23 protein-coding genes are annotated in these 23,488 nt (G+C 68.9%); 12 read left to right on the forward strand and 11 right to left on the reverse strand.

Annotated elements, in window-relative coordinates:
* From EER34_RS11805 to lepB, 9 genes are all read right to left on the reverse strand, one after another.
* The gene (locus EER34_RS11805; RefSeq protein WP_127475050.1) at window positions 1–264 is read right to left on the reverse strand and encodes a WhiB family transcriptional regulator; all 264 of its coding nucleotides are present in this window, start codon (window positions 262–264) and stop codon (window positions 1–3) included.
* 156 nt (window positions 265–420) lie between these two features.
* Window positions 421–1,461: an AAA family ATPase gene (locus tag EER34_RS11810; protein ID WP_127475052.1), complete on the reverse strand. Its 1,041-nt coding sequence runs from the start codon at window positions 1,459–1,461 to the stop codon at window positions 421–423.
* Window positions 1,458–1,793 (reverse strand): hypothetical protein, encoded by a 336-nt coding sequence (locus tag EER34_RS11815; RefSeq protein WP_127475054.1) that lies wholly within the window; start codon window positions 1,791–1,793, stop codon window positions 1,458–1,460. Before EER34_RS11815 ends, EER34_RS11810 begins: the two co-directional genes overlap by 4 nt.
* 47 nt (window positions 1,794–1,840) lie before the next feature.
* Window positions 1,841–2,032, reverse strand: a complete 192-nt coding sequence (locus EER34_RS11820) for a helix-turn-helix domain-containing protein (protein WP_127475055.1) — start codon at window positions 2,030–2,032, stop codon at window positions 1,841–1,843.
* A 377-nt stretch (window positions 2,033–2,409) separates the two neighbouring features.
* Window positions 2,410–2,754: a hypothetical protein gene (locus EER34_RS11825; RefSeq protein ID WP_127475057.1), complete on the reverse strand. Its 345-nt coding sequence runs from the start codon at window positions 2,752–2,754 to the stop codon at window positions 2,410–2,412.
* A 38-nt stretch (window positions 2,755–2,792) separates the two neighbouring features.
* Window positions 2,793–3,941: a tyrosine-type recombinase/integrase gene (locus tag EER34_RS11830; RefSeq protein WP_164743545.1), complete on the reverse strand. Its 1,149-nt coding sequence runs from the start codon at window positions 3,939–3,941 to the stop codon at window positions 2,793–2,795.
* A 406-nt stretch (window positions 3,942–4,347) separates the two neighbouring features.
* Complete coding sequence (locus EER34_RS11835) at window positions 4,348–4,701, reverse strand: hypothetical protein (protein WP_127475061.1); 354 nt, start codon at window positions 4,699–4,701, stop codon at window positions 4,348–4,350.
* 181 nt (window positions 4,702–4,882) lie between these two features.
* Entirely contained in the window at window positions 4,883–7,171 is a 2,289-nt protein-coding gene (locus EER34_RS11840) for a prealbumin-like fold domain-containing protein (RefSeq protein WP_127475063.1), read from the reverse strand.
* Window positions 7,172–7,303: 132 nt separating this feature from the next.
* Window positions 7,304–7,912 (reverse strand): signal peptidase I, encoded by a 609-nt coding sequence (gene lepB / locus EER34_RS11845; protein ID WP_164743546.1) that lies wholly within the window; start codon window positions 7,910–7,912, stop codon window positions 7,304–7,306.
* A 214-nt stretch (window positions 7,913–8,126) separates the two neighbouring features.
* Here lepB and EER34_RS11850 point away from each other — a divergent pair, with 214 nt between their 5' ends.
* The 4 genes from EER34_RS11850 to EER34_RS11865 all read left to right on the forward strand — a co-directional run bounded on the left by EER34_RS11850 (window position 8,127) and on the right by EER34_RS11865 (window position 15,224).
* Window positions 8,127–9,920 (forward strand): sigma-70 family RNA polymerase sigma factor, encoded by a 1,794-nt coding sequence (locus EER34_RS11850; RefSeq protein WP_127475067.1) that lies wholly within the window; start codon window positions 8,127–8,129, stop codon window positions 9,918–9,920.
* Between the two features lie 182 nt (window positions 9,921–10,102).
* Complete coding sequence (locus EER34_RS11855) at window positions 10,103–12,436, forward strand: glycoside hydrolase family 5 protein (RefSeq protein ID WP_164743547.1); 2,334 nt, start codon at window positions 10,103–10,105, stop codon at window positions 12,434–12,436.
* 191 nt (window positions 12,437–12,627) lie between these two features.
* Window positions 12,628–14,637, forward strand: a complete 2,010-nt coding sequence (gene thrS, locus EER34_RS11860) for a threonine--tRNA ligase (protein WP_127475070.1) — start codon at window positions 12,628–12,630, stop codon at window positions 14,635–14,637.
* Between the two features lie 62 nt (window positions 14,638–14,699).
* Window positions 14,700–15,224, forward strand: a complete 525-nt coding sequence (locus tag EER34_RS11865) for an HIT family protein (RefSeq protein ID WP_240642350.1) — start codon at window positions 14,700–14,702, stop codon at window positions 15,222–15,224.
* 85 nt (window positions 15,225–15,309) lie between these two features.
* Here EER34_RS11865 and pdxY read toward each other — a convergent pair whose 3' ends face one another.
* Both pdxY and EER34_RS11875 read right to left on the reverse strand, forming a co-directional pair.
* The gene (gene pdxY, locus EER34_RS11870; RefSeq protein ID WP_127475072.1) at window positions 15,310–16,161 is read right to left on the reverse strand and encodes a pyridoxal kinase PdxY; all 852 of its coding nucleotides are present in this window, start codon (window positions 16,159–16,161) and stop codon (window positions 15,310–15,312) included.
* A 7-nt stretch (window positions 16,162–16,168) separates the two neighbouring features.
* Window positions 16,169–17,512: an aminotransferase class I/II-fold pyridoxal phosphate-dependent enzyme gene (locus EER34_RS11875; RefSeq protein WP_127475073.1), complete on the reverse strand. Its 1,344-nt coding sequence runs from the start codon at window positions 17,510–17,512 to the stop codon at window positions 16,169–16,171.
* Window positions 17,513–17,632: 120 nt separating this feature from the next.
* On the opposite strand from EER34_RS11875, the gene pdxS reads away from it, so the two are divergent.
* From pdxS to ruvB, 8 genes are all read left to right on the forward strand, one after another.
* Complete coding sequence (gene pdxS / locus EER34_RS11880) at window positions 17,633–18,523, forward strand: pyridoxal 5'-phosphate synthase lyase subunit PdxS (RefSeq protein WP_127475075.1); 891 nt, start codon at window positions 17,633–17,635, stop codon at window positions 18,521–18,523.
* A gap of 13 nt (window positions 18,524–18,536) precedes the next feature.
* Complete coding sequence (gene pdxT, locus EER34_RS11885) at window positions 18,537–19,133, forward strand: pyridoxal 5'-phosphate synthase glutaminase subunit PdxT (RefSeq protein ID WP_127475076.1); 597 nt, start codon at window positions 18,537–18,539, stop codon at window positions 19,131–19,133.
* A 34-nt stretch (window positions 19,134–19,167) separates the two neighbouring features.
* Window positions 19,168–19,689, forward strand: a complete 522-nt coding sequence (locus EER34_RS11890) for a hypothetical protein (RefSeq protein WP_127475078.1) — start codon at window positions 19,168–19,170, stop codon at window positions 19,687–19,689.
* A gap of 2 nt (window positions 19,690–19,691) precedes the next feature.
* Entirely contained in the window at window positions 19,692–20,225 is a 534-nt protein-coding gene (locus tag EER34_RS11895; protein ID WP_127475080.1) for a DUF1697 domain-containing protein, read from the forward strand.
* A gap of 126 nt (window positions 20,226–20,351) precedes the next feature.
* Window positions 20,352–21,110, forward strand: coding sequence for a YebC/PmpR family DNA-binding transcriptional regulator (locus EER34_RS11900; RefSeq protein WP_127475081.1), 759 nt, complete (start codon window positions 20,352–20,354; stop codon window positions 21,108–21,110).
* Window positions 21,111–21,173: 63 nt separating this feature from the next.
* Window positions 21,174–21,749, forward strand: coding sequence for a crossover junction endodeoxyribonuclease RuvC (gene ruvC, locus EER34_RS11905; RefSeq protein WP_127475083.1), 576 nt, complete (start codon window positions 21,174–21,176; stop codon window positions 21,747–21,749).
* Window positions 21,750–21,795: 46 nt separating this feature from the next.
* Window positions 21,796–22,416, forward strand: a complete 621-nt coding sequence (ruvA, locus tag EER34_RS11910; protein WP_127475085.1) for a Holliday junction branch migration protein RuvA — start codon at window positions 21,796–21,798, stop codon at window positions 22,414–22,416.
* Window positions 22,409–23,437: a Holliday junction branch migration DNA helicase RuvB gene (gene ruvB / locus EER34_RS11915; protein ID WP_127475087.1), complete on the forward strand. Its 1,029-nt coding sequence runs from the start codon at window positions 22,409–22,411 to the stop codon at window positions 23,435–23,437. Before ruvA ends, ruvB begins: the two co-directional genes overlap by 8 nt.
* The last annotated feature ends 51 nt before the right edge of the window (window positions 23,438–23,488 follow it).

The raw sequence follows: 23,488 nt of genomic DNA on the forward strand, positions 1-23,488 counted from the left end.
TCAGTCTCCTGTCCTGCGCCGTGTGGCGCTTCCGTAGTAGCGGCCTGCCCAGTACCCGCCTGTTGGGTGTGCGGCCTCGCCATAGGCCCTGCAGAGGTCGTAGAGGGGGCATTGCGCGCAGGTTTGCCGCATGTCCTCCTGTTCCTCGGGTGTGACGTCTTCCCGATCCCGGATGAACAGGTCGTCGCCCATACAGACAGGCTCGGTCTTGTCCATCGCGGCGAGGAGCGCCGCGTATTCTTCGATGCCGCTGTTAGTCGCCACTGAGTGCCTCCCGGTCTGCGGGAGTGAGCGTCGGGAAGACGTCGCAGTGGGTCTCGTGGAGAACCTGTTCGACCGGCACGTCCGTTCCCGGCCGGCGGACGACACGAATCCACGGGTCGCAGCCTCGGCAGGTTGCCGTCCACACGCGTGCGATGCTCATGCGTCCACCCCCGCAAGTTCAGGGGGTGTGAGTTGTGTGAGTTTGTGAGTTTCGGAGTCGTCGAACTCGGGGAAACTCACACTTCTCACACTTCTAACGGGGGCATAGAGGCCACGGGCGAGCTTCGTGATCCTCCCGGATTCGAGAGCACGCCGCAGGTACTCATCGATGCCGGGGACGCCCTGCATGAGCGTCTTCACATCGCTGGGTTTGATGCCCTCGGGGAACCTACCCACAGTCGCGATGACATCTGCCATGCGATCGCCAACGCCGGCCGTGCTCCGAGCGTTCTGGGCGGCCTGAGCGGCGTCCTCGAGATCCTGCCCGTCGAGGTGCCATGCGCCCGTCTCTGTCATCAGGAGGCTGTATTCACCCTCTGCGGCGTCACGTGATGTGACGAACAGCGTTGCGCGGTCGTCGTTCCGTTCACGCCTCAGGACGAGGACGGTATCCGCGGCACCCGCGATGCCCTGTGTGCCGCTCACGGCGTCCAGGAAGTCCTCTCCGCCGCCCTTGCGGGTGTGGTGCACGATGATGAGGCTGGATCCGGGGACGGCGTCACACGTTGCTTTCAGGGCAGACAGCACCCGGTAGTCATGCCCGTACTGGGAGGCGTTCCCAGCCGGCGGCATGACCTTGCCGAGCGTGTCGAGAATCACGACAGGATCAGAGCTCGAGTGCTTCGTCATGAAATCGGTGATCGTCTCGATGACAACACCTGCGGGGATCTCGACGCGGAACTCGAGCAGCGGCGACACCTCGGCCGGGTTGAGTCGCACAAGACGGTCCTGCAACCGACGCGGGCCGTCTTCTAGGGCAAGGTACAGCACCGGACGAGGTGCCCCGACAGGGAGCGCGCCGAAAGCGTCGCCACCGCACGACAGCGCGACGCCCAGCCCGAGCACCATCCACGACTTGCCTATTTTCGGCGCGGCGACCAGCAGAGTCATCCCCTCAGGGATCACCCCTGGCACGACGTAGCGGATCGGGGGGAATGCCTGTGCCATCAGCCACTCAGCAGTAAGGGCGTCGCTCATGCTGCATCCGCCTTCCGTGCCTGCACCACGGAGAAGTGCTTCAGCCAACGGTCGCGCTCCGCAACAACCTCGGCAGGGTTGTTCGCGACGAAATACCAGTGATCGGCTTCACGCTCGAGGCGGTCCACCGTCGACTGCATCCGGACCTGTCCCTGCCGGAACCCGTCGTTCCAGACGAGCGGCCAAGGCCACGGCAGTTGGTGAGGCTGAAGATCACCGTTGAGCAGCGCCACACACGCGGTCAGAAGTCCGGTAGCCTGGAGGGGAACACGCTCACCAGCAATGTTCTCGAGCCCCGGCCCGCCAGCCGGGGTTTCGTTATTTCTGCTCAAACTCGGGCCTCCTGTGTTCAGTTTTCGTACTGCGCGGCCGGCCAATATCAGCGGCCCGAAGTCAGCGGTCGACCGAGCGCTTCCAGGCTGGTCATGTCGACCCGAATCAGGCGCGGCCCAAATCGCTGAGCCTCGATCAATCCCGCGGCCACCCACCTCCGGATCGTCTTGTCACTGACCTGTGCAGTGTCCGCTGCTTGCTGGATCGTGCCCCACGCGTTTTTGGCAGTCGCCTCCATCGCTTACCCCCTTTTTGGAAAGTCGCTATTGCCTTCCTGATCAGTATGGTGTATGGGCCCAAACGGATGTCCAACTAGGGGTAGATATGGCTAGTAGTTACTCGCAGTGTTTATCTCGCTGATCAGGGCTTTTAGGTCGCCGCGCTGATGGGTGCACTGTCTAACTCGCTACCCATAAGGGGAGATCACGGAGCATCCCGGAGCGACCCGGAGGAACCCTATAGACGTCTACGTGTGCTTGACTTAGACGAGTTTGGGACTAATCTGGGGAAACTTTGCACCCCGGGCGTGTCGGACGGTGTCGTCGGCTGAATTGCATGAGCCCTCCACCCCGTCAGGAACGGGTTGAAGGGCTCATGCGCGCAGGGGCGGCGGGGTCAGACGGTCACGTCCTCGGGCTTCCACGCGGCGTAAAACACTCCGGGCAGATGCGTGACCAGGAAGACGTTCTCGAGGTTGGCGAGGTCGTACACGGTCCACGCTGACCACAGGTTGAGCCGCGACGACATAGCGGCCGTGGACATGCCAAGGCGAGCGGCGGTTTCGCGAACCGTCCATCCCCGGTCGGCCATCAGAACCCGCACCTCGTCGGAGAGCGCGAGGTTGCCGGCTGCTGAGACTTTGACTCGGCGGGACGTATCAAGTTCAGGTCGCTGGGTATCTTGTGGCTTGGACATCGTTGCTTGGCCCTTCGGTGTCTGGCCCTCGTCGTGTTCACGCACGGCGGGGGCACTGATTAGGTGTACGAAATCCGTACGCCTCATGCGAGGTCGCTCATGCGCCTCGCAAGCTCTTCATCCCGCCCAGCGGTGTGCTGGTATCGCATCGCAGCCGCCACGGTCGAGTGACCAAGGCGGGTCTGCAACTCCTTCAACGTGGCACCCGCCAAAGCCGCACGCGTCGCCCCGTAATGGCGTAGGGCGTGCCACGGCATGTCCGGGCGCTTAGCAGCCTTCCTAGCGCGATCCCAGTGCTTATAGAAGGACGTCTGCGAAAGGTGAGTGACACCGTCCGCAGCGGGGAACAGCAGAGAATCGGGGAATCTACTGACGTACTCAGTGAGGTGCGTCGCCACGATGTCAGTCACGTGCGGGGGAAGGACGATCGTGCGCACACCCGCCTCACTCTTCGTCTCCCCGAGAACAAAGCCCTGCCCGGTCACGTGCGTCACTGCCCGCGCCACGTTGACCATGTAGACGTCGCCCGCTCGCTCGAGATCCTTCACCCGCAGCTCGGTGAGCTCGCCGTAGCGAACCCCAGCCCATGCCGCCAGGATGACAGCCGCCCGATACCGGGGCGTGATGTTGTCCAGGATCGCCTGTAGCTCGGATGCCGTGGGCGGAACAACTTTCTTGCCAGTGGACGCGGACGCGGCTCCGCGTATCTGGCACGGGTTCACCTTCAGCCGGCCATCGGCCACGGCCGTGGTCAGGATCGACTTGAGGAGTTCGTATGCTCGTGCCGCTTGCGTCTTCGTGCCAGCGGCCAACAAAGCGGAGTACCAGCCGCGCACGCCTTCCGTGGTGATCGCAGTGAGGCGAGACTCAGCGAAGGGCTTCAGCGGGCCCGCGACCAGACGACGGTACTCCGAAGCCGTGCGAGGTCGCAGGTGGTCGCCGTGACGATTGGTCCGGGTTGCGATCCACTGCTCTGCGTACTCAGCGAATAGCATCCCGCGGCCGCGCTGCGCGCTCTCGGCCTTGGCTGTGTCCATCTCGGACCAAGTGCCCTGAAGGATGCGTCCCTGCTGGATCGCCAACCAGCCGCGGGCATCCGTCATCGTGTCGAACGTCTGCGGGGCGTTGTGCCGCTCTCCGTCCGGTCCGACGTACGACGCCTGATGGCGGCCCGATTCGCGCTTGCGGATCGCCCCGAAGCTCTCACGGCGCTTGCGCTTCGTACCGACCACTGGGTCTCCTTTGGGCAATACCGGGCAATATCTCGTGTCTCGACGTGTCCACTTGCGGGTTTCAGTGACCTTAACACGGACGATCAAGGATGCGCTAGAACGCAGGCGAAACTGCGGCATTTGCCCGGGATTCCGGGGGAGTGGCCCAGTGACGCAAATACAGTTTCGATCCCAGTATCGCCCACCGAAGAAAACCCCCGCTTGACGGGGGTTTTCGCGTATCCACCGCGTTCACGGGCGCTTCGCGTGGGACCGGTGTGCAACGGGTCGAGCGATGCCCGCGCTGATCCGAGCGAGCGACGTCCGCCGCAACGCAGACACCCGGCGATCGCGCCCGTCGGGACACGGAGATGGTGCGTCGCCGGGCTCCGGGTCGAACCTGAGCGCGGAGCGAGTCCGGCACCGCTCAGGAGAGCCGGGGGTCGTCGGCAGGCCGACCCGCGCTGTGGCTGCTCAGCCCGTCCATGACCACGGAGTCGAACCCGTCCCGGAACGCGCCCCACACGACCGCGGGAAGATCCGGCTGCAGGCGGAAGTAGGCGTTCTGCAGCTCACCCACGCACGCACTGGAGTCCTTCCTGGCGGCGTCGGCCCCCGCCTGGTAGGCCCGCACGGCGTCTTCGCGGCAGCACGTGCCGGAGTGAAGTCGAAGGTCGACGCTTGCAGTGCCGGCCGTGATCGCCGTCGCCGCGGGCACCGAGAGCGGTGCGAGCGAGACCGGGACGCCCGGCGAGCACCGGTCTGATCCGTCGGGAATCATGCGCATATCCTATAGGGTGCGTCGTGAATCATGGTATGTCGTCCGTCGTGGATCGCTTCAGGGGCGCCAGGGTCCCGGCGCAGCGTCGACCGTCGCAATGACGCCACCCGGGACCGACCGTCCATCGATGCAGAGCGGCCCAGCCCGGGCGAGCCGCACGAGCCCGGGCGGGGCCGGCCCGTCATGCGCGCCGACGCCTGCGGGCCACGAGCATCAGCCCGGCGGCGAGCAGGACGGCGCCGCCGGCCGCCGGCCAGGCCCACGTGCTGTCGAGTCCGGTCGCTGCGAGCCCGTGAGCGCTGTCTGCAGGAGACTCGGTTCCGGTGATTCCGGCGTCGCTCGGCTGCTCGCCGCTCGGTTCTTCGCCACTCGGACCTGCATTGCGCGCGTAGACGTTCTCGATCTCGATCACCGTGTCCACTCCCGGCTCGACCGTGACGGCACCGAGCCGGTCCCGGGTCTCTGCCAAGACGCCGTTCCTCGAGAGCGACGCGCGGATCGCGACATCCCATCCGTCTGCGGCACCCGTCGCCGCTTCGACCAGCGTGCACGTCTGGGGAGACTGGATGCCGGAGATCACGCGCGTCACGTCGGCGCTGCCTGCCTCGAGGACGATCTCGGTGCGCTGACCACCGCAGTCCACCACGATCCGGACGTCGTCGGGCCGCACTGCGGGGTCCGACGGCGCCTTCTTCGTGACCGTCAGAGTCCCGGCCGCGACGAACTGATTGGTGAAGGTGCAGACGGGCGCCGGGGCGCCCTCGGTCACGGCCACGGTGACGTAGGCCGATTCGAGGTGGACGGAGGTCTCCGCGCCCCCGCAGTCCACGCTCTGAAGCCGCCACACGCCCGCGTCGCTCGCTGCCGGCATGACCTCCTGGATACCGAACTCCGAGTGCTCCGCCACATCGATGCCCTCGTACACGGCCTCTGCCGATGCGATCTCGCCCTCCCGCGTCGTGGTGGCACGAGTCGTGAAGACGCCGCCGCCGGTGTCGGGCTCGCCGAGCTCGTTGAGCGGGAACACGTCATAGGCGAACGTCCCCGTGCCGCCCGTCGTGATCTTCGCGAGTGCGAGCGAGGCTGTCGGCACGTATTCGTTCACGATGAGACAGTCGGCGCCCTCGCCGGTGGCGAGGACCTTGGAGCTCTCCCAGACGCCGGGACTGATCTCCGAGATGGGCATCGCCTCGCCGTTGCACTGCGCGGTCGCCATGCGCCAGAATCCGGCTCCGGTCGCCGGAGGCATCACTTCACGCGCCGTGATCGGGCCGGGCTCGGTCGAGTCGGTGGCGGTCACGAGCACGGGAGCGCCCTCCTGCGTGGTGGTGACCGTGGCCTCGACGGTTCGACGCTGACTGGTGACCGTGAACGGGAAGGTGCCGACGCGACCGAGCGTGGCCTTGTACAGGGCCGCAGCCCCGGTGGGCCGGCGGTGGTTCGTGTAGGTGCAGACGACATCGTCGCCGGCGGCCAGGCGAATCTCCGCCCCGGGCCCGTCGATCGCGATCTCGGTGTCGCCGGTCTGCGAAACGCACTCCAGACCGTCGAAGTCCCATCCGGCTTCGTCCAGCTCGCGCACCGTCCACGGCTCGTCCCCGGAACCCACGGCGGCGCGGACGAAGGTCTGCGTCCCGGGAGCTCCGGCGCCGGCACGCAGCGAGAATCGGCCGACCTCGCCGTCCTGCTTGTCGAACGAGAGCGAGCCCTCGAAGTCGAAGGTGCCGACGCCGTTCGTCTCAGCGGGGACCTCCTTGCGGACCGTGATCGTGCCCGTCCCCGGCGGGGGAGTGACGGCGTAGTAATAGCAGAACACGTGTGAGGCGCCGTTGGGGAACCAGACGTAGTCGACGTTGTCGGCGTTCCGAGCATCCTGCGCGCAGCGAAGCGCGGCGAACGCGACGTCGTCCTGCCGGCCGTTGAGCGTGTCCGTCCCGACGCCGCCCTGGACGACGAGCCGGCCGCCCGACTGCACGGCCGCGATCTGGTCGGCGGTCAGCGGAACTGTCACGGCTCCCTCGATGACCTCACCGGTCGGGGCGCCGGCTGAATCCAGCCGAGCGGTCGAGCTCGTCGTCGTGACCGGGCCGCCGGTGTAGGGCCCCGAGGCTCGACTGAGGTAGTTCGCGGCCTCGGACTTGCCCACGATGCCGCGTCCGAGCGACAGCGACCAGTCGGTCAGCGGCCGGCAGCCCGGCGAACCGGCGGCCTCGGCATCCGGCTCCACGACGCCGTTCGCCGCATAGGTCGAATCGGCCCCGAGGTCTCGGAGCGACTCCATGATGTCGTTGCGTGCTTTGTTGGCCATGACGTCGGTGTAGTCGTCGCAGATGCGTGCGACGTACGTGACGGAGAGCGGCTCAGCGGCCGACGCCGGAGCGGCGGTGACGACGAGCGAGCCGCCGATGAGGGCGAGCACGGCGGCCCCGCCGATCAGGCGAGGAAGACGTGCGGGATGTGGGTGAGACATGGTGGTCCTGTGTGTTCGGGTCCGGCTCCACGGGTGATCGAGCCATGGAGGAGAGATCCCCTGAGCCGCAGAACATCACGCGATCCCTGCTGGGAGAATGCCGAGAACCGACCGCCGGCCGGCCCGATGCCGTCAGAAGGTCCAGAACGCTCGACCCACGACATCCGCCAGCGGCACCGAGCCGTTGACCCTGCTGTCCGCGCTCAGCCCTCGATTGTCGCCGAGCACCCAGAGGTGCTGGCTGGGTACCACCACATCGAACGGCTCCTGCGGCGCGAGGCGTGCATAGGGCTCGTCGAGGAGGACGCCGTTCACCTCGACCGATCCGTCGGCCAGTCCCACGATTCGGTCGCCCGGCCCGCCGACGACGCGTTTCACGACGTAGCCGTTCTCGGCGTAGAGCACGTCGGCCCAGCTCCGCGATGCGGGCGCCTCGCCGGCGTCCAGCCACGAGCCGGGGTCATGGAAGACGACGATGTCGCCTCGGTGGAATCCGGTGAGGCGGGGCGTGACCTGGTCGACGAGCACTCGATCGTCGACGGCCAGCGCCGGACCCATCGACGCGCTCGCGATCGAGAAGCTGCGGACAAGGAATGCGTTCGTGACCGCGGATGCCGCGACCCCGACGAGCAGCAGGACGAGGGCGAACCGGGCGAGCCGTCGACGGCACGCGCGAGGACACGGCGGCCGGGGGATGTCGCGCCGGAGCAGCGGCCGGTCGACGATGGCGTCCTGCGTCACGTGCTTCCTCTCCGGTCCGCGCGGCGGGGAGGCGCCGCAGAGAACTCCCTGCCACTTCGATGCAGACGGACCGATTTCATGACGCGATTCGCGAAATGGGGGTAGACCCCGACCGCGGCCCGAAGCTTTTTCAGGCGAATCGCGTAACGTTCTGTGGCTGACAGCGTCTTGCGGGCGGGTCTCCATCCGGGGATGCGTCGAGGTGGGAGAGGGAATGCAGACCGAGCACGACGACGACCTCGTCGACGAGACCGTCCGATCGGACAGCGAACTCGTCGATGCGGTGCGTGCGGGCGACTCGAACGCCTACGCCGAGCTCTGGCGCCGGCACTATCGCGCCGGCGTCGCCGCCGCCCGCGCGGTGACGGGCACCTTCGACGCGGACGACCTGGTGCAGGAGTCGTTCACGGCGATCTACCAGGCCATCCGGAAGGGCAAGGGACCGACATCCGGATTCCGGCCCTACCTGCTCGCATCGGTCCGCAACACCGCGGCAGGCTGGGGCCGCGCGAAGCGCGAGTCCGCCGACGACCAGCTCGATCTCGTCGCGGATCCGTCGTCGAGCGACCGGTCCGCAGACGACGCCTTCGACCGCACGCTCACCGTGGGCGCGTTCCGCAGCCTGCCGACGCGCTGGCAGGAGGTGCTCTGGTACACCGAGGTGGAGCAGATGAAGCCCGCCGAGGTGGCCCCCCTGCTCGGACTCAGGGCCGCCGCCGTCTCGCAACTGGCCTTCCGGGCCCGCGAGGGTCTCCGAGAGGCGTGGATCCAAGGCCATCTCCGATCGCTCGACGACAAGCCGGAATGCGAATGGACGGTCGCGCATCTCGGCGCGTACGCCCGCGAGAACGCATCGCGGCGCGACGTCGAGCGCGTGCGCGCGCACCTCGACGGCTGCGCGCGATGCGTCATCGTGGCCGAGGAGGCCGGAAACGTATCGAGCCGCATCGCGCTCGTCCTGCTCCCGCTCGCACTCGGCGTCGCGGGCGCCGGGGGATACCTCGCCTCTCTCCAGACCACCACGTCGTCCGCCGTCGCGATGGCCGTCGGCGGCATGCCCGCATCGACGATCCCACCCGCGCCGGCGCCCCCTCGCCTGCCTCGCGTCCGTCGACCTCGCCGCATCGACGGCTCCGCCCCCGACCCGGGCGGCGTCGCCACCTGGGAGGCTGCGGGCGCGGTCGGACGCACGGCAGCGCTCGGGTCGCACTCCGGAGTCGCCGGTGCGACCGCGCTCGGTCTCAAGGTCGCCGGAACGGCGGCAGCAGCGGTGCTCGTCGCCGGCGGCGGCGTGACAGCGGTCACCCTGGCGATCGGCGCGAACGCGACCGCGAGCCCCGCACCCCCCACTGCCGGTGGAATGGCGCTCGAGTCGGAGGGCGAAGTCCTCCCGCAGGACGACCTCCTCGAGCCCGTCGAGCAGCTGGTGACGCCCGAGCGAGTGGCGTCGCCGCCCACGGTGCATGTCCCCGTGGCGACGCCGCAGACTCCCGGCGAGGTACCGCTCGAGCAGGCGCCGTACGACCCGCCGACGGGCTCACCCAGCACGCCGAAGACACCAGCGGTTCCGCCGGCCGAGCCCGAGACGCCCGAGGTTCCCCCGGTCGAACCCGAGACGCCGGTCGACCCGCCCGTCGAACCCGAGACGCCCGATCCCGTGCCCCCGGTGCTGCCGGTCGTCGGCCCGGAGTGGACCTACGGCATCGTCGAGGACAACGAGTGGAACGATCTGCTCGAGCCGCGAGCCGATATCGAGCTCTTCGCGGATGCGTTCGCGCAGTCGGGCACGACCGTCGAGTTCGTCGTGGGCGGGGTCGTGCAGCTGACGAAGGTCGTGGATGAGACCGGCCGCGTCTCGTTCTGGCACGTGATGTACCTCGACGAAGTGACCGAGGACACTCCGGTCACCCTCCGGTACCTGATCGACGGCCAACCCGGGCCGGAGACCTCGTACACGGTCGCGCAGATGCGCAGTGAGGTCGGCAGCGGCGCCGGTCAGGCGGACTAGGGATCCCGACGAGAAGGTCGATCTTCGGGCTCATCCGCACCGCGGGAGGGATGATCGTCCGACTGCGGCAGCGGTGCGATACCGCGGGATACCGCGACCGAGCGCTGTTCGGTTTGACATGGCGCGGGCCATGACGGATGCTGTGCAGGCTGTTCCCTCGCCCCTTGTCACGACGGAGTGCCATGCGGTCCATCCGACGTCCCCTCGTCGCGCTCGCCACCATGGTCGCCCTCCTCGGCATCCAGGCGATCGCCGACCCCACCGGCCTGCTGGCCCTCGTCGGCTGGTCGGGCGCTGCGCCCCGGTTCGACGGGCTGTGGTCCATCGCGCCGTACGCGATCTCTGTCCCGGTGCTGCTGGGCCTCCTCTGGTGGGTGACAGTGCGCGCCGGAGATCGGTATTGGACGCTCGTGCCCGGCATCGTTCTCGCCGTGATGCTCGCGCACGCCGCGGCGTGCTTCGTCATGACGTGGGACCCCGCGATCGCGACGTGGGCCGCGGCGTACGTCACCGCGAAGGCCGTCCCCGCCGCGCTCGTCGTCGCGGCGTTCGCGCGGTGGTTCGGTGGCCCGTCCGATCGATCCCGGGGCGAAGCCGGCGCGGTCTGGCTGCCCGCGGCTCTCTTCGCCGCGGTCGCTCCGCTGCTGTCGGGTCTCTGGTGGACGAGCACGGTGTACGCGCCGGGGGTCCCCGCGGCGCGGCCTGACCGCGGCCTCGTATCGGTCGTCCTCGCGATGGCGCTGATCGCCGGTGCGACGGCATTGGTCCTGCCCTGGATGCGTCGACGTGTGCCCGGCGTCCTCGGCGGCTGGCTCGCGGCCTTGGTCGCCGGCGGCCTGCTCGGCGTCGTCCAGGCACTGCTCGCCCTGCTCATCGACGGGTTCCGCGGCGACCTCTGGCCGCTCATGTCCGCCTACGTCGCGGTCGCGGATGGCCTGTCGTTCGGAGCGTGCGTGGGATGGATCGCGGGTGTCGCCGCCGTCGTGACGGACCGTGTGCGCTCCGGGCGCGGTGCGCGGGCGATGATGCTCGCCACGGGAGCCGTCGCCGTGGTCGCCGTCATCGCCGTCGTCGTGACCCTCGTGACCCCCGCGCCCGGTGCCTCGGCTGCCGACCGCGAGGACGCCATGCCTGCCGGCTTCCTGCGAGCGGATGCCGGGGTGATCGCCGACGGCGAAGGCAACGAGGTTCTCCTCCGGGGTGTCAACGTCAACCAGCTCGTCGACTTCTACCGCCCCCGGCCGGACGTCGACGACACGTCGCCGTTGACCGAAGCGGACTTCGCGGGGATCGCAGAGCAGGGCTTCAACGTCGTGCGCCTGAACATATCGTGGTCCGCGCTCGAGCCGGAGCGCGGCTCGATCGACGAGGCCTACCTCGACGCGATCCGCGACGCCGTCGACCAGGCAGACGCGCACGGGCTCTACACGGTCCTCGACATGCACCAGGACTCATGGTGGAACGTCGGCACTGCAGAAGGCGAGCAGTGCCGGCTTGGCACCGACACGATGTGGGGCTACGACGGCGCACCGGAATGGGCGACGATCACCGACGGGGCGCCGCGATGCCAGTTCCAGGGCCGTGACATCTCGCCGGCGAGCGACCGCGCATTCCAGAACTTCTACTTCGACACCGACGGCGTCCAGAGCGCACTCGTCGCCACGTGGGCGAAGCTCGCCGCCGAGTTCCGCGACGATCCCTCCGTCGCAGGCTTCGACCTCATGAACGAGCCGGGCTTCGGCGAGACGGCGCCAGTGACCACCTCGCACCTGCTCGGCCGGTTCTACGACAGGGCGATCGATGCGATCCGGGCCGAGGGAGCTCGGCACATCGTCTTCATCGAGCCGAGCATCCTCTGGTCTGGACTCGGCTTCGACAGCGGCCCTCCGCCGGCGTTCACGACGGATAGGAACATCGTCTTCTCCCCGCACCTGTATGCGGAGTCGATCACGATGGACCGTTCGCTCGGTCTGCCGCCGATCGTCTCCATGGAGCGCCAGTTCACGCTGGCGTTGCGGGCCGCCGACCTGTACGGCGTGCCGCTCTGGTCGGGGGAGTACGGCTACTGGGGCGAGGACGCCGATCGTGTGGCACGGCTGGAGCGCTACGCCGAGCTCGAGGACGAGCACCTGCTCGGCAGCGCCTACTGGGTGTGGAAGCAGGCCTGCGGCGACCCTCAGGGCGGCATCGTCGAGATCACGGACGCCCTCATGCGCGAGGACTGCGCGACCGGCGAACCCGCTGCCCCGCGCGGCGATCTCCTCGAGATCCTCAGCCGGGCGTACCCGCGTTCGGCGCCCGGCGTGCTCACATCGCTCGAGGCGGACGGCGCGAGCATCGACGTCACCGCGACGACCGACGTGCCAGGCTGCGGTCTCGAGGTGTGGATCCCGGGGGATGCCGAGCCGGACGTCTCCGCGACGGGAGTCACGGAGCTCGCGACGGAGGAGGTACCCGGTGGATGGCTCGTCACCGGATGCGCCGACGGCGAATACATGCTGACGACGAACGGCTGATCCGTCCGACGGGAGCAGCGCTCGCACCCGCCTGTCTGGCTAGACTCGACGGCATGGAACTCATCGTGTCGGAGCGCGCGCCCATGGTCGCGCCGACCGGCACGCGAACGCTCGGCGCCTGAGCGGGCGGGGCGCGTGGTGCGCCCGAAGCTGAGTAGCCTTGATCCGAGCCACCTCCAGGAGAGTTTCCATTGACTGACGCCGCTTTTCCGCCTGCCGCGCCCTACCCCGCAGACGGCTTCGCCCTGTTCCCCGACCGCTCCGTGGTCGCCCTGCGTGTCAACGGCGAGCTGAAGGACCTCGCCACGGTCGTCGAGGAGACGGATGCCGTCGAGCCGGTCGCCATCGACAGCCCCGACGGGTTGAACATCCTCCGCCACTCGGCTGCGCACGTGCTCGCGCAGGCGGTGCAGCGCATCAACCCGCAGGCGAACCTCGGCATCGGCCCGCCGATCACCGACGGCTTCTACTACGACTTCGGGGTGGAGCATCCCTTCACCCCCGAAGACGTCAAGGCCATCGACAAGGAGATGCAGCGCATCGTGCGCGAGGGTCAGCGCTTCGTACGCCGCGTCGTGACCGATGACGAGGCCCGCGTCGAGCTCGTCGACGAGCCGTTCAAGCTCGAGCTGATCGGGCTCAAGGGCGGCTCGAAGGAGGCCGCCGACGGCGCCTCCGTCGAGGTCGGAGCAGGCGAGCTCACCATCTACGACAACGTCGACCGCGACGGCCAGACGGTCTGGAAGGACCTGTGCCGCGGCCCTCACCTGCCGAGCACCCGCATGATCGGCAACGGCTGGGCGCTCCAGCGTGTCGCCGGCGCGTACTGGCGCGGGAGTGAGAAGAACCCGCAGCTGCAGCGCATCTACGGCACCGCGTGGCCCACGAAGGACGAGCTGCGCGCCTACCAGCAGCGTCTTGAAGAGGCCGCCAAGCGCGATCATCGCAAGCTCGGGAAAGAGCTCGATCTCTTCTCGTTCCCCGACGAGATCGGCTCCGGTCTGTCGGTGTGGCACCCGCGGGGCGGCATCGTGCGACAGGAGATGGAGCAGCACGCGCTGCGCCGTCACCGCGCCGCCGGATACACCTACGTCTACACGCCGCACATCTCGAAGCAGGATCTGTTCCTTCAGTCGAATCACCTCGTCACCTACAAGGAGGGGATGTTCCCGCCCATCCACCTCGATGAGGAGCGCGACGAGCACGGCGAGGTCACCAAGGCCGGCATCGACTACTACCTCAAGCCGATGAACTGCCCGATGCACATCCTGATCTTCAAGGAGCGGGCGCGCAGCTATCGCGATCTGCCGATGCGACTGGCCGAGAACGGCACGGTGTACCGCAACGAGCTCTCGGGCGCCCTGCACGGTCTCACCCGCGTGCGCGGCTTCACTCAGGATGACTCGCACCTGTTCGTCACGCCGGACCAGCTCGAGGAGGAGACCACCCGCGTCCTCGAGTTCGTCATCTCGATGCTGCGCGACTTCGGCCTGAGCGACTTCGAGCTCGAGCTGTCGATGCGCGACGACGAGAAGGACAAGTGGATCGGCTCGGACGAGTTCTGGGAGTACTCCACGAACGCCCTGCGCAACGTCGCGGTCGCGAGCGGCCTGAAGCTCACCGAGGTGCCCGGCGAGGCCGCGTTCTACGGGCCGAAGATCGACCTGAAGACCAAGGACGCGATCGGCCGCACGTGGCAGCTGTCCACAGTGCAGGTCGACCCCAACCTGCCGGAGCGCTTCGAGCTGGAGTACACCGACCGGGACGGCCAGAAGAAGCGGCCGATCATGATCCACCGCGCGCTGTTCGGCTCGATCGAGCGGTTCTTCGCGATCCTCCTGGAGCACTACGCCGGCGCATTCCCGGTGTGGCTGTCGCCCGTGCAGGTCGTCGGCATCCCGGTCGCCGAGGAGTATGCCGACTATCTCTCCGACGTCGTGGCTCAGCTCAAGGTCGACGGCGTGCGCGCCGAGCTCGACCACAGCGACGACCGCATGCAGAAGAAGATCCGCACGCACACCACCCAGAAGGTGCCGCTGATGCTGATCGCGGGGGAGCAGGATCGCACGGGCGGGACCGTGTCGTTCCGCTTCCGCGACGGCACGCAGGAGAACGGCGTGCCGATCGCCGACGCCGTCCGCCGGATCCACGAGTCGATCGCGGCGCACACTCTGGTCAACACAGCGGAGGACTTCGCGTGAGCGAGGCGACGCCGGTGGGTGACGCCTCTCACTCCGATGCATCACCTGCCGACGTCGCGGGACTGGTGGATGCCGCGACCCTGCCGGGGATTCCCGATGAGTTCCAGCGGCTGTGGACGCCGCATCGCATGGCGTACATCCAGGCCGGACCCGATCCGCTGCGCGCGGCGTGCCCGTTCTGCGAGGCGCCCCACAAGTCGGACGAGGACGGACTGATCGTCGCGCGAGGCCGCACCGCCTACGCGCTGCTGAACCTGTTCCCGTACAACTCGGGTCACCTGCTCATCTGCCCGTATCGCCACATCGCGACGTACGACCAGGCGACGGACGAGGAGGTGGCGGAGATCGGCTCCCTCACCCAGCAGGCGATGCGCGTGCTGCGGTCCGTCTCGCGCTGCGACGGCTTCAACATCGGCATGAATCAGGGTGCGGTGGCAGGTGCCGGCGTCGACGAGCACCTCCACCAGCACGTCGTGCCGCGGTGGTCTTCGGACGCCAACTTCTTCCCGATCATCGCGAAGACGAAGGCGCTGCCGCAGCTGCTCGGCGATGTGCGTCGCGCAGTCGCGGCGGTCTGGACGGCCTGATCGCCGGCACCGGATGCCTCGGCCGTTGGCCCACGCGCCCTGAGGCTCCGCGCAGCGCGGAGGGCGTGGGGAGCATCCGCTCGCCTCAGGCGACCTGGCGCGCCTCGAACTGCATGCGCGGCCGCGCGTAGGACTCCTGCGACTCGACGAGCTGCAGCTCGCGCTCGCCCGACTCGTGGGTGCGCTCGAGCAGGTCGTAGACGCTCGAGGTGGTTCGCGCGAGCGCGTCTGCGAGGTCGCCCGTGCGGCGATAGTGCGCGGTGAAGAGCGCCGCCGTCACGTCGCCCGATCCGTTGGCCTTCATCGGGATGCGCGGCGTCTGGACGATCCACGCGCCGGTGTCGTCGACGGCGAGCATCTCGATCGTGCCGTCCTCGGCGTCGGGACGCTCGACGCTCGTGACGAGCACCGTTCGCGGTCCGGTCGCCCGGACCAGATCGACCGAGGCGAGCGTGGACGCGAGGGTGCCGGGCTCGGTGCCGGTCAGGAACCCGAGCTCGAACTGATTGGGCGTGATGATGTCGGCCGCGGGAACGACGCGCTCGCGGAGCAGGATCGGAATCGCGGGCGCGACGAAGCAGCCGGATTTCGCGTTTCCCATCACCGGGTCGCACGAATACACCGCCCCCGGGTTGACGGCCTTGATCCGCTCGACCGTCTCGAGGATCACGTCGCCGATGCCCTCGCCGCCCTGGTACCCCGAGAGCACGACGTCGATCTGCGGGAACACTCCGCGCTCTTCTATCCCGAGGATGACCTCGCGGACGTCGTCCGGGCTGATGAGCGGCCCGCGCCAGGCTCCGTACCCGGTGTGATTCGAGAAGTTGACCGTGTAGACCGGGAGCACCTCGACGCCGATGCGCTGAAGCGGGAAAACGGCCGCCGAGTTGCCCACGTGCCCATAGGCGACGGCGGACTGGATCGAGAGGATCTTCACCGCTCGATCATGCCACTTCCGCCGGTGCCGACCGGCCGTGCAGGGCTTCGACCGCACCCGCGATGTCCGACGCCAGCTGCGCGGAGTCGGCGTCGTCGAGGTCGTGCACGGTCAGGCGCAGACGATGCGACGGACGTGGGCCGCTCAGGACGAAGTCGTCGCCGCTGCGGGCCAGCCACCCCCGCCGCATGAGTCGCTCCGTGACGGCTCGGGCCGGTACGGGCAGGTGCACCCAGAGGTTCAGTCCGTCGCCGGCGACCGTCGGGATGCCATGGCCGGTGAGCCGCTGCGCGAACGCCGCGTTGCGTGCGGCATAGTGCACGCCCGCGCGCTGGACGGCCGCCGTCACGGCGGAGTCGGACATCAGCGTGTGGGTCAGCCGCTGCAGCAGGTGGCTGACCCAGGTCGTCCCGGGGGTGAGCCGCATGGCGAGCCGCTCCGCCGTCTCGGCGTCGGACGCGGTGACGGCGAGGCACATGTCGGGTCCGAGGAACTTCGAGACCGACCTGATCAACGCCCAGCGTCGATGCTCGGCTCCGATCAGCGAGTGGAACGGCTGCTGCGACAGCAGCGAGAAGTGGTCGTCCTCGATGACGAGGACGTAGGGGTGCTCCCGGAGGAGCGCTCGCAGGTCTGCCGCCCGCCGCTCGGACAGGCTGGCTCCGGTGGGGTTCTGCGCGCGAGGGGTGCAGACGACCGCGCGGACGCCCTGCTCGAGTGCGGCCCGCAGGCCCTCGACGGTCATCCCCTCGTCGTCGACGGGAACGGGAACAGGGCGGTAGCCGCCGATGCGCACCGTGTGGATGCTCGTCAGGAAGCACGGATCCTCGAGGGCGACGGCGTCGTCGCGGGTGAGCACGCCGGTGAGCAGTCGCTCGACCGCGTCGGCGGCCCCGCTGGTGATCGTGAGGCGCAGCGCGGCACCGGGAGCGAGATCCTCCTTCATCCACTCCTTCGCCCACCGTTCCAGGTCGGGATCGATCACGGGCTCGCCGTAGAGCACCGGGCGCCCCGCCATGCTCGTGAGCGCGCGCGACAGGTCGGGGATGAGCTCCGGGTCGGGATTGCCGGTGCCGACGTCACGCAGCACGCTGTCTGCGGCGAAGCCCTCCTGCGCGACGGGGGAGCGATCCGCGACATGGGTGCCGCCACGACCGCGGGTCACGACCACGCCGGCCTGCGTGAGCTGTCGGTAGGCGGCGACCGCGGTGTTCCGATTCACTCCGAGCGACTCGGCGAGGACGCGCACCGGGGGCAGGGCGTCTCCCGGACGAAGCGTCCCGCGCTCGAGCAGCGCCCGCAGACTGTCGGCGATCTCCGACGCGGAGCTGCCGCTGATCTCGAGGTCCATGTCACCGTCCTTCGCTGTCCCGAGTGTAGGGCGCGGTACATGCTATCTTTTGGCCTAGGTCAATACCCGACCTGTATTCTTCGTCGCGCTCCGCTGCGCGACCCGTCGAAGGGAACCCTCGTGAGCACAGTCGACACCGGCACCGGCCGGGTCAAGCGCGGCCTCGCCGAGATGCTCAAGGGCGGCGTCATCATGGACGTCGTCACGGTAGAGCAGGCGAAGATCGCGGAGGATGCCGGCGCCGTCGCCGTCATGGCGCTCGAGCGCGTCCCCGCCGACATTCGCGCCCAAGGCGGCGTGTCGCGGATGAGCGACCCCGACATGATCGACGGCATCATCGAGGCCGTCTCGATCCCGGTGATGGCGAAGGCCCGCATCGGTCACTTCGTCGAGGCCCAGGTGCTGCAGGAGCTCGGCGTCGACTACATCGACGAGTCCGAGGTGCTCTCGCCGGCGGACTACGTCAACCACATCGACAAGTGGGGCTTCACGGTTCCCTTCGTCTGCGGTGCGACCAACCTCGGCGAGGCCCTCCGCCGCATCAACGAGGGCGCGGCGATGATCCGGTCCAAGGGCGAGGCAGGCACCGGCGACGTCTCCGAGGCGACCAAGCACATCCGCAAGATCACCAGCGAGATCAACGTCCTCACGTCGATGACGAAGGACGAGCTCTACGTGGCCGCCAAGGAGCTCCAGGCGCCGTACGACCTCGTGGCCGAGATCGCCGAGACGGGCCAGCTCCCGGTCGTGCTCTTCGTGGCCGGCGGGGTCGCGACGCCCGCCGACGCCGCGATGATGATGCAGATGGGCGCCGACGGCGTCTTCGTCGGCTCGGGCATCTTCAAGTCGGGCAACCCCGCGCAGCGCGCGGCGGCGATCGTCAAGGCGACGACGTTCTACGACGACGCCAAGGTCATCGCCGACGTGTCGCGCGGCCTCGGCGAGGCCATGGTCGGCATCAACGTCTCCGACCTCCCCGCGCCGCATCGCCTGTCCGAGCGCGGCTGGTGACCGGCGCCGCCGCATGACGACATCCCGTCCCCGCGTCGGCGTCCTCGCTCTCCAGGGCGACGTGCGCGAGCACGCGCGCGTCCTGACCGAGCTGGGCGCCGACGTGGAACTGGTCCGCCGCCCCGCCGAGCTCGCGTCCGTCGACGGTCTCGTCATCCCCGGCGGCGAGTCCAGCGTGATCGACAAGCTCTCGCGCGCCTTCGGGATGCGCGAGCCCGTCCGCGACGCGATCGCCGCCGGGATGCCGGTCTACGGCACCTGTGCGGGCATGATCCTGCTCGCCGACCGCATCATCGATGGGATCGAGGGCCAGCAGACCTTCGGCGGACTCGACGTGACCGTCCGACGCAACGCGTTCGGCAGTCAGGTCGACTCGTTCGAGACCGATCTGGACGTGCCGGTCCTCGGTGGCGACAGCGTGCACGCCGTCTTCATCCGTGCGCCGCTCGTCGAGCAGGCGGGCGATGAGGTCGAGCGCCTCGCCCAGCTCGACGACGGAAGGATCGTCGCCGTGCGGCAGGGGGCGCTGCTGGCGACCGCATTCCACCCCGAGGTCACGGGCGAGCATCGATTCCACCGCCTGTTCCTCGATACCGTGCGTTCGATCTGACGTCCGGTCTCGCGCACCGGTTAGATTCTGTGGCATGACGATCAACGACTGGTGGCGCGAGCATCCCGAGGAGCGCTACTGGATGATCGCGCCGTCGAAGGGGATCGTCGCGGACGCGCTCTCCGCCCCGAAGTCGTCGGACGATCGCCGGTTCGAGTGGTCCCACGAGCTCGTCGGCTTCACCGAACCGGGTGACACGCTGTTCGTGTGGGATCGCACGCTCTCCGTGCCGGGAATCGCCGCCTGGGGGCGCGTCCTCGGTCCGCTCGGTGAGGAGACGCGCACACGGCGCGGCGACGAGCTCCCTCACTGGCGCATGCCCGTCAGCGACACCCTTCGACTCGCGAGCCCGATCACGCTCACGGCCCTCCGTCGCATCGGCGGCGAGATCGTCGCCGTGCGCAACGAGATCGAGGCCCTCACGGATGGCCCCGTGTACTTCCCGTTCATCGGCTCGCCCGAGACGCTCGCCCCGGCGCCGGCGTACCTCACGAAGGTCCCGCGCGATCTCGTGGCACTGCTGTCTTCGCGGTTCGGCTTCGAGTTCGCGCTCTGAGCATGACCGCCTGGATCGCACTCCTGCGCGGGGTGAACGTCGGCGGGATCACGATCCGCAATGCCGACCTCGCCGCCGTCTTCGTCGATCTGGGCTTCGCCGAGGTGCGCACCGTGCTGGCCAGCGGCAATGTGGCGTTCGACACGGATGCCGCGGCATCCGCTCGAGCGCAGCTCAAGACCTCGATCGAGAAGGCGCTGCGGAGCCGATTCGGCTACGACGCGTGGATCGTGCTCGTGACGGCGAGCGAGCTCCTAGCCGCGGCCGACGGCTTCCCGTTCGACGAGAGCGACGCGTCGCGCCAGCCGTGGGTCGTCTTCTGCGTCGACGACGAGACCCGCGATGAACTCGTGACCGCGGCCAGGACGATGGATGCCTCCGCCGACCCCATCGCGGCGGGGCCGGGCGTCGTCTACTGGAATCCCGTCAAGGGCACGACCGTCGACACCCCGTTCGGGAAGCTTCTCGGCAGGGCGGCGTACAAGCCGCGCACGACGAACCGCAACCTGCGCACACTGCGGAAGGTGATCGGCTGACCCTCTCGATCTCGACGCCGTGTCACGCGGGCGGGGCAGGTTTAGAATGGTCAGCCGGTGGTCACACCCCGACGCGCTCCACCGCCGTCGGGCGGGCGACCCGCCGACGAGCTGATCAGGAGAAGTATGTCCGGGCATTCCAAGTGGGCCACCACGAAGCACAAGAAGGCCATCATCGATTCGCGCCGCGCGAAGTCGTTCGCGAAGCTGATCAAGAACATCGAGGTGGCCGCGAAGATCGGCGGCGCCGACCTCGCCGGCAATCCGACTCTGTACGACGCCGTGCAGAAGGCGAAGAAGACGTCAGTCCCCAACGACAACATCGACCGCGCGATCAAGCGCGGCGCGGGCATCGGCGGCGAAGCGGTCGAGTACACCTCGATCATGTACGAGGGCTACGGCCCGAACGGCGTCGCGCTCATGATCGAGTGCCTCACCGACAACAAGAACCGCGCCGCTGCGGAAGTGCGCACCGCACTGAGCCGCAACGGGGGCAGCCTCGCCGACCCCGGCAGCGTGGCCTACAACTTCACGCGCAAGGGCGTCATCGTCGTCTCGGGCGAGGGCACGACCGAGGACGACGTCATGATGGCCGTGCTCGAGGCGGGCGCCGAGGAGGTCGAGCCGCACGCCGAGGGCTTCGAGGTCATCACCGAGGCGCACGACCTGGTGACCGTCCGCACCGCGCTCCAGGACGCCGGAATCGACTACGAGTCGGCCGACGTGGAGTTCGTGCCGAACCTCAAGGTCGAGATCGACGCCGACACCGCTCGCAAGATCTTCCGTCTCATCGACGCGCTCGAAGACAGCGACGACGTGCAGAACGTCTTCAGCAACTTCGACCTCAGCGCCGACGTCCAGGCCGAGCTCGAGAGCGACGAGTAGCCCCCGCCGCCGACACGGGCGCGCCTGGGACGGGCGGATGGTCCGCTCGCCTAGCGTGGGGGTGTGGCATCCCGTTCCGCGCGCGGCGCGCTCCGAGTCCTGGGCATCGACCCGGGTCTGACGCGATGCGGCGTGGGCGTGGTGGATGTCGCGTCCGACCGGTCTGCGCGGCTCGTGCACGTCGGTGTGGTCCGGTCCGATCCCGGCGTGCCGATCGAGCAGCGTCTCGCGATCATCGCCGCAGGGCTCCGCGCGGTCATCGACGAGCACGGTCCGCACGTCGTCGCTGTGGAGCGCGTCTTCGCCCAGCACAACCGTCACACCGTGATGGGCACCGCCCAGGCGAGCGGCATCGCGCTGCTCGTCGCGGGGGAGCGCGGGCTGCCCGCGGCCACGCACACTCCCTCCGAGGTGAAGGCCGCGATCACCGGGTACGGCGCGGCCGACAAGCGGCAGGTGCAGGCCATGGTCGCGCGCGTGCTGCGGCTCGACGCGCTGCCGCAGCCCGCGGATGCCGCCGACGCCCTCGCGATCGCACTGTGCCACGCATGGCGCGGGGGAGCGGCGGTCGCCGCATCCGCTCCACCGACTCCTGCGCAGCGGGCCTGGGCCGACGCCGAGCGACTCGCCCGACGCTGAGCGTGTCGCTCGAACAAACGTCCGAACGCGCCCGTAGGCTCGAAGCATGATCTCCTCAGTCCGGGGCACTGTCGTGCACGTCGAGCAGGATTCCGTCGTGGTCGAGGTCGGGGGAGTCGGGCTCTCGGTCGCCGTGACCCCGCAGGTGGCGCACGCGGCCCACCTGGGCGAGACGCTCCTGCTCCACACGAACCTCATCGTGCGCGAAGACGCGCTGTCGCTGTTCGGATTCGAGGACCGCGACGAGCTGGTCGTGTTCACACAGCTCCTCGGCGTCACGGGGGTGGGGCCGAAGTCCGCGCTGGGCGTGCTCGCGACCCTCACCGTCTCGCAGATCGCCGACGCGGTGTCCGCCGACGACGACGCGCCGTTCCGCCGCGTCTCCGGCATCGGGCCCAAGACCGCCAAGCTGATCGTGGTCCAGCTCGCGGGAAAGATCATCGCCACGGCCCCCTCGGCCGGCCGGCGGGCGGATGCCTCGCCCGCCGTACCGGCGCAGGTCGTGCAGGCTCTCATCGGACTGGGCTGGTCGGAGCGCGTCGCGGCCGAGGCCGTCGAGTCCGTCGGCGCGGACGCGACGGACGCCGAGCTCGCCTCCGTGTCGTCGCTTCTGCGCCTGACGCTCTCGGTGCTCGGCCCCACGAGGAAGGAGCCGGTCGGTGGATGAGTTCCGCGATGCCACCGAGCCCGAAGACGAGACGGAGCTCGCGATCGAGGGGGCCCTCCGGCCTACGTCGCTGGCCGAGTTCGTCGGTCAGCAGAAGGTCCGCGGTCAGCTCCAGCTCCTGCTCGACGCCGCGCGGATCCAGCAGCGGCCGCCGGACCACATCCTGCTGTCGGGCCCACCCGGCCTCGGCAAGACGACGCTGGCGATGATCGTCGCCCACGAGAGCGGCCGCCCGCTCCGCATGTCGAGCGGACCGGCCATCCAGCACGCGGGCGACCTCGCGGCGCTGCTCTCGAGCCTCACACCGGGCGAGGTGCTGTTCATCGACGAGATCCATCGCATGGCACGCTCCGCGGAGGAGATGCTCTACCTCGCGATGGAGGATTTCCGCATCGACATCATGGTCGGGAAGGGCGCCGGGGCCACCAGCATCCCGCTCGATCTCGCGCCGTTCACCCTGGTCGGCGCGACGACACGGTCGGGACTGCTCCCCAACCCGCTGCGCGACCGCTTCGGATTCACCGCCCACCTCGAGTACTACGAGCCGGAGGAGCTCGAGCGGGTCATCGAGCGCTCGGCGCTCATGCTCGGCGTGTCCGTACCGCTCGAGCCCCGAGCCGAGATCGCCCGCCGGTCGCGCGGGACGCCGCGCATCGCGAACCGGCTGCTGCGGCGCGTGCGCGACTATCTGATCGTCTACGGCGACGGCCAGGCAGCGGACGGTGCGATCGTCGATGCCGCGCTCGATCTCTACGACGTCGACGCGATCGGGCTCGACCGGCTCGACCGCGCGGTGCTCGACGCCCTGGTCCGCCGATTCCGCGGCGGTCCCGTCGGCCTCGGCACGCTCTCCGTGGCCGTCGGCGAGGAGGCCGAGACCGTCGAGTCGGTCGTGGAGCCCTACCTCGTGCGAATCGGATTCATGGGGAGAACCCCCCGCGGACGCGTGGCGACACCCGAGGCTTATGCGCACCTGGGCGCCCGACCCGTCGAATCGGTGCTCGGGTTCGATGACCTATAATCACTGGAGGCTCTCGCCTACCCCCCTTCTCACAGGCAGCGCCGCCATGGT

The organism is Microbacterium sulfonylureivorans (assembly GCF_003999995.1).
Lineage (GTDB): Bacteria > Actinomycetota > Actinomycetes > Actinomycetales > Microbacteriaceae > Microbacterium > Microbacterium sulfonylureivorans.

Coding starts and splice junctions, on each gene's coding strand:
- EER34_RS11810 (WP_127475052.1), bottom strand. CDS start 1,461: ATGAGCGACGCCCTTACTGCTGAGTGGCTGATGGCACAGGCATTCCCC.
- EER34_RS11820 (WP_127475055.1), bottom strand. CDS start 2,032: ATGGAGGCGACTGCCAAAAACGCGTGGGGCACGATCCAGCAAGCAGCG.
- EER34_RS11835 (WP_127475061.1), bottom strand. CDS start 4,701: ATGATTCCCGACGGATCAGACCGGTGCTCGCCGGGCGTCCCGGTCTCG.
- EER34_RS11840 (WP_127475063.1), bottom strand. CDS start 7,171: ATGTCTCACCCACATCCCGCACGTCTTCCTCGCCTGATCGGCGGGGCC.
- EER34_RS11850 (WP_127475067.1), top strand. CDS start 8,127: ATGCAGACCGAGCACGACGACGACCTCGTCGACGAGACCGTCCGATCG.
- EER34_RS11855 (WP_164743547.1), top strand. CDS start 10,103: ATGCGGTCCATCCGACGTCCCCTCGTCGCGCTCGCCACCATGGTCGCC.
- EER34_RS11875 (WP_127475073.1), bottom strand. CDS start 17,512: ATGGACCTCGAGATCAGCGGCAGCTCCGCGTCGGAGATCGCCGACAGT.
- pdxT (WP_127475076.1), top strand. CDS start 18,537: ATGACGACATCCCGTCCCCGCGTCGGCGTCCTCGCTCTCCAGGGCGAC.
- EER34_RS11890 (WP_127475078.1), top strand. CDS start 19,168: ATGACGATCAACGACTGGTGGCGCGAGCATCCCGAGGAGCGCTACTGG.
- EER34_RS11895 (WP_127475080.1), top strand. CDS start 19,692: ATGACCGCCTGGATCGCACTCCTGCGCGGGGTGAACGTCGGCGGGATC.
- EER34_RS11900 (WP_127475081.1), top strand. CDS start 20,352: ATGTCCGGGCATTCCAAGTGGGCCACCACGAAGCACAAGAAGGCCATC.
- ruvA (WP_127475085.1), top strand. CDS start 21,796: ATGATCTCCTCAGTCCGGGGCACTGTCGTGCACGTCGAGCAGGATTCC.